At 64.4% G+C, this 14,685-nt stretch carries 13 protein-coding genes and 1 tRNA gene; 9 read left to right on the forward strand and 5 right to left on the reverse strand.

Features of this window, described 5'->3' with window-relative positions; translation table 11 throughout:
- Nucleotides 1–555, forward strand: a complete 555-nt coding sequence (locus tag CH294_RS02320) for a hypothetical protein (protein WP_094736895.1) — start codon at nt 1–3, stop codon at nt 553–555.
- A gap of 112 nt (nt 556–667) precedes the next feature.
- Nucleotides 668–1,309, forward strand: coding sequence for a dihydrofolate reductase family protein (locus tag CH294_RS02325; protein ID WP_094736896.1), 642 nt, complete (start codon nt 668–670; stop codon nt 1,307–1,309).
- A 102-nt stretch (nt 1,310–1,411) separates the two neighbouring features.
- Here CH294_RS02325 and CH294_RS02330 read toward each other — a convergent pair whose 3' ends face one another.
- The 3 genes from CH294_RS02330 to CH294_RS02340 all read right to left on the reverse strand — a co-directional run bounded on the left by CH294_RS02330 (nt 1,412) and on the right by CH294_RS02340 (nt 6,693).
- Entirely contained in the window at nt 1,412–2,326 is a 915-nt protein-coding gene (locus CH294_RS02330) for a MazG family protein (protein ID WP_094608276.1), read from the reverse strand.
- A 2-nt stretch (nt 2,327–2,328) separates the two neighbouring features.
- The gene (mfd, locus tag CH294_RS02335) at nt 2,329–5,907 is read right to left on the reverse strand and encodes a transcription-repair coupling factor (RefSeq protein ID WP_249305012.1); all 3,579 of its coding nucleotides are present in this window, start codon (nt 5,905–5,907) and stop codon (nt 2,329–2,331) included.
- 216 nt (nt 5,908–6,123) lie between these two features.
- Nucleotides 6,124–6,693: a TetR/AcrR family transcriptional regulator gene (locus CH294_RS02340; RefSeq protein WP_094702298.1), complete on the reverse strand. Its 570-nt coding sequence runs from the start codon at nt 6,691–6,693 to the stop codon at nt 6,124–6,126.
- 55 nt (nt 6,694–6,748) lie between these two features.
- Between CH294_RS02340 and CH294_RS02345 the strand changes: the two genes are divergently transcribed.
- Nucleotides 6,749–7,729, forward strand: coding sequence for an alpha/beta hydrolase (locus CH294_RS02345; protein WP_094736897.1), 981 nt, complete (start codon nt 6,749–6,751; stop codon nt 7,727–7,729).
- Between the two features lies 1 nt (nt 7,730).
- Here the strand turns inward: CH294_RS02345 and CH294_RS02350 are convergent, their stop codons facing one another.
- On the reverse strand, nt 7,731–8,375 hold the full coding sequence (locus CH294_RS02350) for a ScbR family autoregulator-binding transcription factor (protein ID WP_032377254.1): 645 nt from the start codon (nt 8,373–8,375) through the stop codon (nt 7,731–7,733).
- Between the two features lie 189 nt (nt 8,376–8,564).
- The gene (locus tag CH294_RS02355; RefSeq protein ID WP_094736898.1) at nt 8,565–9,197 is read right to left on the reverse strand and encodes a TetR/AcrR family transcriptional regulator; all 633 of its coding nucleotides are present in this window, start codon (nt 9,195–9,197) and stop codon (nt 8,565–8,567) included.
- 243 nt (nt 9,198–9,440) lie between these two features.
- On the opposite strand from CH294_RS02355, the gene CH294_RS02360 reads away from it, so the two are divergent.
- The 6 genes from CH294_RS02360 to CH294_RS02385 all read left to right on the forward strand — a co-directional run bounded on the left by CH294_RS02360 (nt 9,441) and on the right by CH294_RS02385 (nt 14,672).
- Nucleotides 9,441–9,511 (forward strand) — tRNA-Gln (locus tag CH294_RS02360).
- Nucleotides 9,512–9,565: 54 nt separating this feature from the next.
- Nucleotides 9,566–11,038 (forward strand): bifunctional UDP-N-acetylglucosamine diphosphorylase/glucosamine-1-phosphate N-acetyltransferase GlmU, encoded by a 1,473-nt coding sequence (gene glmU, locus CH294_RS02365; protein ID WP_032377256.1) that lies wholly within the window; start codon nt 9,566–9,568, stop codon nt 11,036–11,038.
- Complete coding sequence (locus CH294_RS02370) at nt 11,035–12,018, forward strand: ribose-phosphate diphosphokinase (protein ID WP_032377257.1); 984 nt, start codon at nt 11,035–11,037, stop codon at nt 12,016–12,018. Before glmU ends, CH294_RS02370 begins: the two co-directional genes overlap by 4 nt.
- Nucleotides 12,019–12,165: 147 nt before the next feature.
- The gene (locus CH294_RS02375) at nt 12,166–12,798 is read left to right on the forward strand and encodes a hypothetical protein (protein WP_249305003.1); all 633 of its coding nucleotides are present in this window, start codon (nt 12,166–12,168) and stop codon (nt 12,796–12,798) included.
- Between the two features lie 18 nt (nt 12,799–12,816).
- Nucleotides 12,817–14,013, forward strand: a complete 1,197-nt coding sequence (locus CH294_RS02380) for a histidine kinase (protein WP_032404275.1) — start codon at nt 12,817–12,819, stop codon at nt 14,011–14,013.
- Nucleotides 14,010–14,672, forward strand: coding sequence for a response regulator transcription factor (locus CH294_RS02385; RefSeq protein WP_032404276.1), 663 nt, complete (start codon nt 14,010–14,012; stop codon nt 14,670–14,672). Before CH294_RS02380 ends, CH294_RS02385 begins: the two co-directional genes overlap by 4 nt.
- Nucleotides 14,673–14,685 lie beyond the last annotated feature (13 nt).

Genomic DNA, 14,685 nt, shown 5'->3' on the forward strand with positions numbered 1-14,685 from the left:
ATGGCGGACGACGACTTCGGCTACACAGCGTGGGGGCGGGATTGGGTTCGACTCGCCCAGCCGTTACGCGTGACCCGGCCCGACCCCCGGCTGCCCCGCGCCCGCGCGCTGGCGAAGGGCGGAAATGTGGAGGTGACGATCAGTGCCGGCAAGATCCGAGGAGCCGTCGAACACGGCCGCACAACACCTGAGGTGTCTATCGAGGTGGCACCGATGCCTTCACCTGCTCTGAACATCATCAGCACCCAATTACAGGGAACCCGAACAATTCTCACCGACGAGATGTACAGCGAATGCACTGATCGAGGTCATCCGCCTGTACCCACACTCACCCGGGTCGAATGCACCTGCTCCGACAGCACCGGTCGCTGCGTCCACGTGCTGGCAGTCTTCTACGACATGGCCCGTCGCATCGACGACGACCCTCGACTGGCACTCGATATCCAGGACTTCGTCCGAGCCACGTCCGGCAGCACACAGGGCGACGCTGCGGTTCCGCACAGATGGATCGCACTCGACGGCCTCGATCCGGCCGACTACTTCACGGTTCGGTGATCGATGACGTGTGCCACCGGACTAGTCTGATCCGATCCAGTTCAGCGATGAGTTTCTACACGCGGCTCGGTCTACACGTCGTAGATCTTCATCATCGACATCGGGAGCACACATGGGACAGCTGGTTCGGGTACAGAACTTCACCATTTCGAGCGATGGGATCGCTGCGGGAGTGGACCAGAGCTTCGAGAGCCCGTTCGGTCTCGATCATGGAAGCCTGATGGCGTGGTGCGGGGCAACCGCGAGCTGGCCGAACCGCACCGCTCCAGGCGGCAGTCGTGGTCTGGACGACTACTTCGCCCGCGACTTCGCGAACAACATCGGTGCCGAGATCATGGGCCGACACAAGTTCGGCCCTCAACGCGGTCCGTGGGCCGACCACGAATGGCAGGGCTGGTGGGGCGAGGAACCACCGTTCCACACACCCGTCTTTGTCCTCACCCACCACGAGCGACCGTCGATCACACTCTCCGACACCACGTTCCACTTCGTCGACGGCGAGCCGTCCGAGGTGCTGACACAGGCAAAGGAGGCGGCCGACGGTAAGGACGTGCGCCTCGGCGGTGGCGTCACCAGCATCCGGGAATTCCTCGATGCCGATCTCGTCGACACCATGCACATCGCTGTCGCGCCCATCGAATTCGGCTCGGGCCTGAAGCTGTGGGATTCACCCGACGAGTTGGACGACAGATTCGAGCACGAGGTCGTCCCTAGCAGCAGTGGAATCACTCATCACCTGTTCTGGCGTAAGTAGTCGATCCGGATCAATGCGGCTTTGTTGCACTCTGAGCGACTGAAACCCACATTGATCCCATAACCGAGGGACGAGGTGAGGGGTGGAGCGGGTGGTGTAGGACTACCCCCGCAGACCCCAGTGCTCGATCCAATCCAGTGCAGACATTTCTCCCGGCGCGATGCCCGCGTTACGGGCGGATGCTTCGGCGTTGCGGATCAGGGATGCAAAATCCAATACCCGACGCCGCAGTGCGTCCTCGGCGCTTTCTCCACCGTGCGAATGGTCGACCCCGATGTGCACGACGCGTAGGCCGTCGGGAACGAGTTCGTCGGGTAGGCCGGCCTTGGTGGCTCGTCCGATCACCTTCTGCGCCAGGGCGAGTGACGGCTGGGACAAAGCAATGCCGTCGATGCAGGATCGCCGTGCCTTTTCCGACGCCTTCTGCGCTTCCCAGGCGCGCTCTTGTTCGACGATGTCGATCGGTCCGCCGTCCTGGCGAGCGAGGTGCGGGCTGCGGTGGGTGAGTTTGGCAACGAGTCCCGCGGCGACGTCGTCGATATCGAACGCATTCTCGGCGGCGTTCTGAGCGATTCTGGAGTGAAAGAGTACCTGCAGCAACAGGTCTCCGAGTTCCTCGCGCAGGTCGTTCAAGTTCCCTGCGGCTATGGCGTCGAGAAGTTCGTAGGTTTCTTCCAACAGGTAACCACGCAGCGATTCGTGGGTCTGCTGCGCTTCCCAGCCACCGACGGTGTGCAATCGGTCCATCAAGTGCACCGCTGCGATCACGTCGTCACCGGGCAACTTCTCGGCGGCGATGACTCGTTCTCCGCGCGCGATCCGGTCCTGGACGTCGGGATTGGCCCGGTCGGTGCTGACCAGGACGGGATCGACGGCATCGGGCGCAGCGGTGCCGGAGAACAGCCACCGCACCCGCACCGGTACCTCTTCGGTGAATTGCACCGCACCACCGAGGAATTCGACAGCATCCACGGGTACCTGCGCCGGACGAACGGGGTCGAGCAGAACTACCGTCACCGCTACACCCCCACTGTTTGCTCCAACAAGACCGACCGAGATGGCTTCCCGTCCAAGGATAGGATGAGATCGGCGATGAACTGCACCAATTCGACGTCGCGCACGCGCGCCGCGCCCACTCCGCCACCCTCGACGCGCGGCAGCGGCAATTGCACCACCCCGGTCGTCGCCCGGTAGGTGGCGCTGGGATAAAGCCGCTTGAGGCGAATCTGCTTGGAATCGGGCAACTCCATCGGAGCCAGTTTGACCTGCGTTCCGGCGACGTTGACGTCGGTCAAGCCGTATTCCTTGGCGATCAGCCTCAACTTCGCGATGGAGACAAGGCGGCCGACCTCCTCGGGAAGGGGCCCGTACCGGTCGACGAGTTCGTCGATGACGGCGTCGATACCAGCAGAATCGGCTGCCGCAGCGAGCTTTCGGTAGCCCTCGAGGCGCAACCGGTCGCTGGTGACGTAGTCGGGTGGAATGTTGGCGTCGACGGGAAGGTCGATGCGCACTTCCTTCGGAGCCTCGTCGGTCGTAATGGGCTTTCCGTCCGCAGCGGCGCGGTAGGCCTCGACCGCCTCACCCACGAGCCGCACGTACAGGTCGAATCCAACGCCTGCGACGTGCCCGGACTGCTCGGCTCCCAGAACGTTTCCGGCACCGCGGATTTCGAGGTCCTTCATCGCAACGGCCATACCGGCACCGAGGTCGGAGTTCTGCGAGATGGTCGCCAGGCGATCGTAGGCGGTCTCGGTGAGCGGCTTCTCCGGTGGATACAGGAAGTACGCGTAGCCACGCTCGCGACTACGACCCACTCGTCCTCGGAGCTGGTGCAGCTGAGAGAGGCCGAGCGAATCGGACCGCTCCACGATCAGCGTGTTGGCATTCGAGATGTCGAGACCGGTTTCGATGATGGTGGTACACACCAGCACGTCGGTCTCGCGCTGCCAGAAACCCTGCACGGTGCGTTCGAGTGTCTCCTCGTTCATCTGACCGTGGGCGGTCGCGACCCTGGCCTCGGGCACCAGATCACGAATCTTCTTGGCGGCCTTGTCGATCGAACTGACTCGGTTGTGGACGAAGAACACCTGACCGTCACGCAGCAACTCGCGCCTGATGGCCGCGGCGACCTGCTTGTCGTTGTACGCCCCGACGTAGGTGAGCACCGGGTGCCGCTCCTCGGGCGGGGTGAGAATGGTGGACATCTCACGGATGCCGGCCAGGCTCATCTCGAGGGTTCGCGGAATCGGCGTGGCCGACATCGTCAGCACGTCCACGTGGGTTCGAAGCGACTTGATGTGCTCCTTGTGCTCGACGCCGAAACGCTGCTCCTCGTCGACGATGACCAGACCGAGGTCCTTCCAGGCGACACCGGTCTGCAGCAATCTGTGCGTGCCGACGACAATATCGACTGTGCCGTCGGCCAACCCGGCCATGACCTCTTTGGACTCGGACCCGTGCGTGAAGCGGGAGAGCCCCTTCACCGTCACCGGGAACGACGCCATGCGCGCGGTGAAGGTCTGCAGATGCTGTTGCGCCAGAAGCGTTGTCGGAACCAGGACGGCGACCTGCTTGCCGTCCTGCACAGCCTTGAACGCGGCGCGTACTGCGATTTCGGTCTTGCCGTACCCGACGTCGCCGAGGATGACGCGGTCCATCGGGACCGCCTTCTCCATGTCGGCCTTGACGTCGGTGATGGCGGTCATCTGGTCGACCGTCTCGGTGAATCCGAACGCATCTTCCATCTCGAGCTGCCACGGAGTGTCGGGCCCGAAGGCGTGCCCGGGAGCTGCCTGACGAGCGGCGTACAGCTGCACCAGCTCGCCGGCGATCTCACGAACTGCCTTGCGCGCCTTGCGTTTGGTATTGGCCCAGTCGGATCCGCCGAGCTTGCTCAACGACGGCAGCTCGCCGCCGACATAGCGTGAGAGCTGATCGAGCGAGTCCATCGGGACGAACAGTCGGTCGCCGGGATGGCCCCGCTTGCTCGGTGCATATTCGACGACGAGGTATTCGCGTCGGGCACCACCGATGGTGCGTTCGACCATCTCGACGAATCGACCGATGCCGTGCTGATCGTGCACGACGCTGTCGCCGGCGACGAGAGCAAGGGGATCGACCTGATTGCGACGCTTCGCCGGGAGCTTGCGCCCCTCCCCCGCTGCGGCGACGCGGTTGCCGGTCAGATCGCTTTCGGTGACGACGACGAGCTTGGCATCGGGGAACACCAGGCCGTCGTGCAACGATCCGCAGAGGACGTTGACGACGTCCGCGACCGGGACCGCACCGGACTCGAGACGTGCTGCAGGCACTTCGGCCTCGGCGAGGCGTTCGATGATGCGAGTGGCGGTACCGGCACCCGCCACGGAGATGACGGCGCGGCCACCGGTGGCAATGTGCGCCCGCAGGGTGGCGAACAGGGCCGTCAGCGCTTCCTCGGACCCTCGGACCTCCGGGACCGAATCGACGGCGAGTTCGACTTCTTCGCCGTTGCCGGAGGCGAGTGGGCTGATGGTCCACCAGGGACGGCCGTGCACCTGCGCGGACTCGCGAACCTGTCGAAGAGACCGATACGCCGAGGCACCGAGATCCAGTGACGCGCCTTCGAGACTGGACGTGTCGAGGGTGGAGGTATCGAGCGGCGCAGCTCCACCGATCGAGGCTGCCGTCCAGGATGCTTCGAGGAACTCTTGGCCCGTGCGCACCAGATCTGTTGCGCGCGTGCGGATTCGCTCAGGATCGCACAGCAGTACGTGCGTTCCGGCGGGGAGGGTATCGGCAAGCAATTGCAGTTCGCCCGGCTGCAGCAGCGGAAGCAACGCTTCCATTCCCTCCACGGGAACTCCGGCGGAGAGCTTGTCCAGCATCTCCACCAGCGCCGTGTCACCCGCGTTGTCGGCGGCGAGCACTGCGGCGCGGTCGCGGACCTCCTGGGTGAGGAGCAGCTCACGGCACGGCGGCGCGATGACGAGTTCGACCTCGTGATCGGGCAGCGACCGTTGATCGGAGACCGCGAACGCGCGAAGTTCGGTGATCTCGTCGCCCCAGAATTCCACGCGCACCGGGTGATCTGCCGTCGGCGAGAAGAGGTCGAGGATGCCGCCGCGGACGGCGAACTCGCCGCGCTTGCCGACCATGTCCACGCGCAGGTATCCGAACTCGACGAGTCGGTGGATCAAGCCGTCGAAGTCGATGTCGAGCCCGACCTTCAGGGTCACGGGTTCGATCTCGCCGAGACCGGGAGCCATGGGCTGCACCAGCGAGCGGACGGTGGTGACGATGACGCGCAGAGGATCGCCGTAATCGGTGTCGCCGGGACGAGCGAGCCGGCGGAGCACGTCCAGTCGCTTGCCGACGGTGTCTGCACTGGGCGACAGGCGTTCGTGCGGAAGCGTCTCCCACGACGGGAACATCACGACGCCGCCGCCGAGGATCTGGCGGAGTTCGTCGGTGAGGTCGTCCGCTTCACGCCCGGTGGCGGTGACGATCAACAGCTGAGTGTGCTGCGCGATCGCGGCCGCGACGAATGGGCGAACCGAGTGCGGTCCGATGAGGGTGTGCTCAGCGGTGCCGATCGCGTCGGCGACGGCCACCATCGACGAATCCGTCAGCGCAACGCTGGCCAGACCCGACAGTTGCAGCGCCGCGTCGGGAACGATCGGGGCCGGCCCGGATAGCGACACGGCAGGCAGAGAATCGGAAGACAACAGCAATGCTCCTACAAGCGATTCGAGGCGACGGCTGCGCATGCACAGTCGCCGTCGAGTCTATGGGAGTACGCCGACACCCCGGCAGGCGGGAGACACGCGAGCTCAGCTCAGAGCTGCGTCGAGCATCGCTGCGAGTGACTCGCCGGCAGCAGCCGAATCGTAATCCGGGTCGTGCAGGCATTCGGTGACGATCGCGTCGACCGCGCCGCCGGTGATGATGGCGAGCGTTCGTGAATCGACACCGTCCGTCCCACGTGCACGGACCGACGCGTCGATGAGGTCGGCCAACGGCCGCCATCGCTGCTCCGGCGTGTGTCCGGCGGTGGAGTTTGCCAGCGCCTCGATCAGCATGCGCGTGTGCCGGGGGTGAGCGCGGAGGTGGCCGACCATGGCCCGGACGTAGGCCTGAGGACCGTCCTGCGCTGGAACATCCCCGACCGCAGCAGCCACGTCCTGGACGAGAGCATCGAGAACGAATCGATACGCCGCTTCCACTACCGCATCCTTGGTTCGGAAGTGGTACAGCACAGCCGCTTTGGTGATGCCGGCGTTGTCTGCGATACGCGCGAGCGAGACGTTCGAGTATCCGTGCTCGGCGACCGCAGTGATCGTGACGTCGATCAGCTGCGCGCGCCGGGTGCGTTCGATGAAGCTCGGTTCTCTCGTTGCCACAACCGCCAGCTTACTGTACGGTCGAAATACTTACCGATCGGTTAGGAGACCGGACATGAACGATCGAGTACCGAAAACACGCCGTCGATACCTGAAGATCGCAGCCGGGGCGTTGACCGTCGGCGCGCTCGCCCTCACGTTCGCGCTCCGATCCCCCTCACCTGTCGGGCACTGGAACAGCGCAGAGAGCGAGGATCGATTTCTCGCCGCATACGACCTCGCTTTCGAAGATCTACCCACCCCGGCAGAAACAATCGACGTTCGCACCGACTATGGCGTCGTCCGCGTCTATCGGTTTGCTGGCACGGGCGGCTCGACGCACCCGCTACTACTCCTACCTGGGCGGTCCTCCGCGACCCCGGTCTGGGCAGCGAATCTTCCGGGCCTGCTGACGATCGGGGACGTCTACACCGTCGATCTACTGGGCGAACCGGGTCGCAGTATTCAAGAACGTCCGATCTCCGGTGACGAAGATCAGGCAGACTGGCTCGCGCAGACCCTCGCGGCTCTGCCCGTCGACAAAGTGCACGTGATCGGGCTGTCCATCGGCGGGTGGACGGCGGCGAACCTGGCACTGCACGACAGCTCCCGCATCGCCTCCCTCACACTGATCGACCCTGTGGAGGTCTTTTCCGACATCCCCTGGAGCACCGCGATCCGCGCGCTCCCTGCCGCCGTACCGTGGCTGCCGAAGTCATGGCGAGACGGCTTCAACTCGTACACCGCGGGCGGTGCCGAGGTCCAGAACGTTCCGATTGCAGACATGATCGAGGCCGGAATGCAGGGCTACTCGCTGAAACTGCCGCAGCCCACGCGAATCACCGAAGAACGCCTAGCGACACTCGAGGTGCCGCTACTGGCCGTCATCGCAGGAAAGTCCGTGATGCACGACGCCACGGATGCCGTCGCCACGGCAGAACGGGCGCTTCCCGACGGGACCGTGCGGCTCTATCCCGACGCCTCACATGCCGTCAACGGCGAATATCCGGATCGCCTCCAGGGCGATATTGCAGACTTCGTTGCGGAGAACTCGTGAGTTACGGGCCGAAGCGGATGACTCGACGAGCCGCGAACTCGCGGAAGTAGTCCAACTTGTTGGCAGGCACCAACGCCGGCAGGAGGTAGTACCAGAGACGCTCCATGCGCGAGGGCAATTCCTCGGTGGTGGAGGTGGCGACCGCAACCATGTGCACGCCGGTGAGAATCTCGAGTACGAGCGAACCGATGGTGCGTGAATCCGAGTTGGGATCGATGTCGCCCTGCGCGATCGCCTTGGCGGCGAGCCTGTCGAACGACTCGCTCCAGCCGGCCATCACATTGCCCTCGGTGCCTCGGTAGTCACCGATCTGATGGCTCAATCGGAGCATGGCCGAGACCATGGGATCGCTGACCGAGAGATCGACGACGATGTAGGAGATGCCGATAGCCGCTTCGAGTGCGGGGATGCGACCATCGTTGAACTGCGAGCAGGCAGTGGTCAGACGAGTGTTGCCCTCGTCGATGACCGCACGCGCCAATTCTTCCTTGGAACCGAAATGGAAGTACAGAGCGCCTTTGGTGACCTGAGACTGAGAGATGATCTCGCTGAGACTCGCGTTCGCGTACCCGAGGCGCAGGAATACATTCGCTGCGCCCGCGAGCACGGTGTCGCGGGTTATCTCAGCGCGGGCCTGCCTGACCATAGGATCCGCCTTCGCGATTCTGTACTGACACTGCGCAAATTACGCCCGAACGGTACCACTGAGTGGCTTTACGTCTCATGCCAACATGCATCGGTCCGGTTGAGCACTGTGCCGTAAGTGACACAGCTCTCATGGCCGACAAAGGGGACGATACCCCCTCTTTCACCGCAAAGAGACGAAACCGGGTACTCATTCCTCGGTCAGTCGAGGGTCCGCTTCCAGGTTTGTCAACCCGTTCCAGCACAGGTTGACCACGTGTGCCGCCACCACTTCCTTCGAGGGAGTGCGCACGTCCAGCCACCACTGCGCCGTCATCGACACCATTCCGACCAGGGCCTGGGCATACATCGGGGCGAACTCGGGATCGAGGCCGCGACGCGAGAAGTCTCCGGCCAGCATGTGTCCGACGCGTCCGATGGCCTCGTTGAGCAGGGACGAGTACTTGCCGTCCTCGGCAGAGACAGGGGAATCACGAACGAGTATGCGGAAACCGTCGGTCCGATCCTCGATGTAGGTCAGTAGCGCGAGCGCGACACGTTCCACGCGGATTCGCGACCGATTGAGATCGAGAGATTTGGTGATCATCCCCAGCAACGTGGACATCTCACGGTCGACGATGACGGCGTAGAGGCCTTCTTTACCGCCGAAATGTTCGTAGACGACCGGCTTGGACACGTTGGCGCGTCCGGCGATCTCCTCCACCGACGCGGCCTCGTAGCCACGTTCGGCGAAGAGCGTCCGTCCCACCTCGATCAACTGCTCACGACGTTGAGTCCCGGTCATCCGAACCCGAGGTGAGCGTTCTTGCTCCGAGGCTGACATGGAAACCGCTTCCGTTACCGACCGTGCACGTCCTGACGCCGGACTCGACGACAACCTCACCCTAGCGATGCCCGATCCATCCCATTGGCGTGCCTGTGGGAACGACCTGCCCGGTCTGTTATACGTCGCGGTTCGACTCACCACTACCTCTCATGCGAGGATCGTTGCGCTCGGTGGGAGCGCAACGGCTTGACGAATGCGTCGTTCGATTCGTCGGCCACTGTCTGTACCACCGGTCGATTATCCGCCGTGGTGTAATGGCAGCACCTCTGATTTTGGTTCAGATAGTTCAGGTTCGAGTCCTGGCGGCGGAGCGAGCAACATCATTCACGCATGCCCGTCTTTCGCGTTACCGCCTGAGGAGCTCAATGCCTGTGCAGACCGCCGTGGTCGTTCTCGCTGCGGGTGCAGGTACCCGAATGCGCTCGAAGACCCCGAAAGTTCTGCATCCTCTCGCCGGACGCACGATGCTCGCGCACGCCCTTCACGCGGCCGCCGACCTCGGGCCCGACCACCTGGTTACCGTCGTCGGACACGATCGTGAACGAGTTTCTTCCGCCGTGCACGATCTCGCGGCCACCTTGGGTCGCACCATCCATACCGCTGTTCAGGATCGACAGTTGGGTACCGGACATGCCGTGCAGTGCGGCCTGGCCGCGCTCCCGGACGACTTCGAGGGCACGATCCTCGTCACCGCGGCCGACGTCCCTCTGCTCGACGGCCACACCCTCAAGGCATTGCTCGACGAGCATCTGAGCGCCCCGCGTCCCGCGGCCGCGACGGTGCTGACCTTCGTCCCGGACGATGCCAACGGCTACGGCCGCATCGTTCGCACCGACGACGGCGAGGTGGCCGAGATCGTCGAACACGCCGACGCCACCCCCGCTCAGGTGCTGATCGGCGAGGTCAACTCCGGCGTCTACGCGTTCGACGCGGTGGCGCTGCGCACCGCACTCGGCAAGCTCAGCACCGCCAATGCCCAGCACGAGCTGTATCTGACCGACGTCGTCAAGATCAGCAAGGCCGACGGCAAGGCTGTCTACGGCACCCAGCTCGCCGATCCCGACCTGGTGGTGGGCGTCAACGATCGCGTGCAGCTGTCGCACGTCACGTCGGTACTCAATCGCCACATCATCGAGCGGCACATGCGGGCAGGCGTCACCGTCGTCGACCCGTCGACCACGTGGATCGACATCGATGTCACTCTCGGTGCGGACGTTCGCCTCGAGCCCGGTGTCCAGCTGCACGGCAAGACCCATATCGCCGACGACGCGGTCGTCGGGCCGGATTCGACCTTGCGTGACGTCGAGATCGGGGAACGCGCGTCGGTGGTGCGTACCCACGCCGAGCAGGCCGTGATCGGACCGGATGCGACGGTCGGACCCTTCACCTACCTGCGTCCGGGCACCGTTCTCGGCACCGGCGGCAAGCTCGGTGCCTACGTCGAGACCAAGAACGCGACGATCGGCAACCACACCAAGGTTCCGCACCTGACCTACGTCGGCGATGCCACGATCGGCGACCACAGCAACATCGGTTGCTCCAACGTCTTCGCCAACTACGACGGCGTCAACAAGAGCCGCACGGAAATCGGATCCCATGTACGGACCGGTTCCGACTCGACGTTCGTCGCTCCCGTTCACGTGGGCGACGGCGCTTACACCGGCGCAGGGACAGTGGTTCGGGAAGATGTTCCTCCCGGCGCGCTGGCCGTCTCCGGTGGCAAGCAACGCAATATCGAAGGCTGGGTCATCGACAACAGGCCCGGAACCGAAGCTGCGCAGGCAGCGGCGCTCGCAGATCGTGATCGGCACGAACAAAAGGACGGCGAACAGCAGTGAGCACCCCCAATTGGATCGACAACCAGAAGAACCTGATGTTGTTCTCTGGTCGAGCACATCCGGAGTTGGCCGAGCAGGTCGCCAAGGAACTCGGCATCGAGATCACCCCGCAGACGGCACGTGACTTCGCCAACGGCGAGATCTTCGTGCGCTTCGAGGAGTCGGTCCGCGGATCGGACGCGTTCGTTCTGCAGTCGCATCCGTTCCCGCTCAACACCTGGCTGATGGAACAGCTGATCATGATCGACGCTCTCAAGCGTGGATCGGCCAAGCGCATCACCGCGATCCTCCCGTTCTACCCGTACGCCCGCCAGGACAAGAAGCACCGCGGCCGCGAGCCCATCTCCGCTCGCCTCGTCGCCGATCTGCTCAAGACCGCAGGTGCCGACCGCATCATCACCGTCGACCTGCACACCGATCAGATTCAGGGCTTCTTCGACGGCCCCGTCGATCACATGCACGCGCACAGCCAGCTCGCCGATCACATCCGCGGCAAGTACAGCCTCGAGCACATCACTGTCGTCTCCCCCGACTCCGGCCGCGTCCGCGTCGCCGAGAAGTGGGCGGACTCCTTCGGCGGCGCACCGCTGGCCTTCATCCACAAGACGCGTGATCCGCTGGTGCCCAACCAGGTCAAGTCCAACCGCGTCGTCGGCGAGGTCGAGGGCCGCACCTGCATCCTCATCGACGACATGATCGACACCGGCGGCACCATCGCGGGCGCGGTGAAGGTTCTCAAGGAAGCCGGCGCGGGCGACGTCGTCATCGCCGCGACTCACGGCGTTCTGTCCAACCCGGCCGCCGAGCGCCTCGCCAACTGCGGTGCCAAGGAAGTCGTCGTCACCAACACTCTCCCGATCAGTGACGAGAAGCGCTTCGAGACACTAACCGAGCTGTCGATCGCACCCCTGCTGGCCCGCACCATCCGCGAGGTCTTCGAAAACGGTTCCGTCACCAGCCTTTTCAACGGCAGCGCATAACAACAGGTCTGTTTCGCTCGACCGGAACCCGCCCCACCCACTCTCCGTCCGCACTGCATGAACTACGTCACGTCGACGACCGGAATATGCAGCTCGCGAGACGGGGGTGTGTGGGGCGGGTTTTGTTGTCACCTAAGATGACTCGTCGTGATCGACGCGCACTCTCTCAACGGCCCGGCTGGAACTACTACCGTCAGAATTGCTCGATGGACGCCGGGCGGGTGCGTCTGGTGCGGCAGCACCGACAGCGTCGAAATCTTCAGGAACGAGCCTCGCTGCGGTCTGTGCCGCGAGAAGGAAGCCGTCATCGACGAGGCCAAGCACTTCATCGGCATGTACGGTCTGCGGCCCCTGGGCGGCACCCTGGCGTCCGAGGACGACGAGGAGCGCGAGTACCGCGTCACCGCCCGCGATGCGCGTGAGGTCCTCAACCGCATTCGGCTCGAGAAGCTCCCCGACCCGGCCGCCGTACGCAAGGCGTTGCGCCCCAGGGCCGCTGCCGCGGTGAACGCACCGGCCTCACCCTCATCGACCTCCGCTCCGGCGAAGGCACCGACGAAGAAGTCGCAGGCCGGTGTCACCGGAATCGATGCGATCGAACTGCAGTCCCGCGTGGAGAAGTTGCTCGGCCAACTCACCTCCGTCGACGAGCAGATCAGCGCACTCGACGGCGTTCAGGGCCTCCCCGCACGCGCTCGCATGAAGGATCTCGAACGTCAGCGGACCACCGTGCTGACAACACTGGCCGCGCTCGAGAAGGCTCGTCGCCGCACCAACTGATCCACGTAGTCTGATCGAGTGCTGCGCAAGCGTTCGATCTCACGGCAGGTGCTCGATGTCACCTACGCCGTGGTCTTCGTTCTGCTCCTGCTGCCGTCGACTCTGAGCCAATCCTCCGGTTCTCCGAGCGCAGCTGTTCTGATCGGGTTCGGCATCGCATTGGCCATCCGGCGCCGATCGCCACGATGGTCCTTGGCGCTCGCCTGGGTCCTTGCCGTCGTACAGATGGTCAGCGGAGTGCTCCCCCTGTCGGCGGATACAGCGATCTTCGCGATTCTGTACTGCTCGGCCGCGTACGGCGACAACGTGGTTCGACGCCTCGGTCTCGCCTCGGCCGTCGTCGGCGGAGTGATAGCGGCGCTGTACCTGGCGTTCGTGGACGGCAATCCATTCGGGGCGCCCACCGATGCAGGATTTCAGGAACCGAGGCTGCTGCAGGCCGCCGTTCTCCTCGCTGCGCTGTGGGCCATGCTCGGGCTGTCCTGGGCGCTCGGTCGACTCGCCTACGCCCGGCGTACAGCCATCGAATCGGCACACGCGCGCGAGCTCGCCGAGGTACACCAGGCGCGAGCCGAGCATGAAGTGGCAATCGAACAGGAGCGCAACCGAATTGCCCGGGACATGCACGACATCGTGGCGCATTCCCTGGCCGTGGTGATCGCTCAGGCCGATGGCGCACGCTACGTGCGTGCACTGGACCCCGCGGCCGTCGACACTGCACTGACGACGATCTCCGACACAGCGCGCGAGGCACTGTCCGACGTCCGGGTGCTGCTGGGACAGCTCCGCCACAGCCAAGGCGATCTACCGACCCCCGGTCCGGGCGACCTGGAGCGTCTGCTCGACCAGATGCGCGCCACCGGCCTGAACATCGACTCCTCGATCGACACCGGCGACGTGTCGTTGGGTGCAGGAGCGCATCTGGCGTTGTACCGCATCGCGCAGGAATCGTTGACCAATGCACTGCGCCATGGCGATCCGAACGCGCCGGTGACCGTCGCCATCGAATCGGATTCTGCCGGCGTCGAACTGACGGTACGAAACAGTGTGTTCCCGGGGCTTCCCGCCGCGGAATCGTCCGGCCACGGAGTGGCCGGCATGAAGGAACGCGCCGGCCTCTCCGGCGGCACGTGCACAGCGACCGGCGACGCCTCGTCATGGACTGTGACGGCGTGGTTGCCTACCACCACCCCCTCGACGAAGGGCACGACGTGAGTTCCGATCGCATCGAAGTTGCGCTGGTCGACGATCAGCAGCTGTTCCGAGCCGGCATTCGCATGCTGATCTCCTCCCAGCCCGACCTGGAATTCGTCGGGGAGGCGGGCAACGGACGAGAAGCCGTCGAACTCGCAGCGTCCGTCACTCCCGACGTGATGCTCATGGACATCCGGATGCCGGTGCTCGACGGTATCGCCGCGACCGAGCAGATTCTGGCGGCCTCCGACACACCTCCGCGCATTCTGGTACTCACCACGTTCGACCTGGACGAGAGCGCTGCGCGAGCCATTCGTTCGGGCGCAAGCGGATTCGTGCTCAAGGATGCCGACCCGGAGTTTCTGCTCGCTGCGATCCGTACGGTCCATGCCGGAAACTCGGTGATCGCCGCGTCCGCGACGACCGGCTTGCTGGCGCATTTCACTCCGACGCCTCCGGTTCCGACGGTGCCGGCCGCCTTCGAGACCCTCACTGCGCGGGAGAAGGAGCTCTTCCGGCTCACAGCCCGCGGGCTGAGCAACTCCGAGATCGCCGAACTGGAGTACCTGAGCGAAGCGACGGTGAAAACACACATCAGCCGCATATTCGCCAAGCTGCACCTGCGTGATCGAGTGCAGCTGGTGGTCTACGCATTCGAGCACGGACTGAACTCGCCTTGACCTCGGGACTGAC

It is taken from the genome of Rhodococcus sp. 14-2483-1-1 (assembly GCF_002259335.1).
Taxonomy (GTDB): Bacteria; Actinomycetota; Actinomycetes; order Mycobacteriales; family Mycobacteriaceae; genus Rhodococcoides.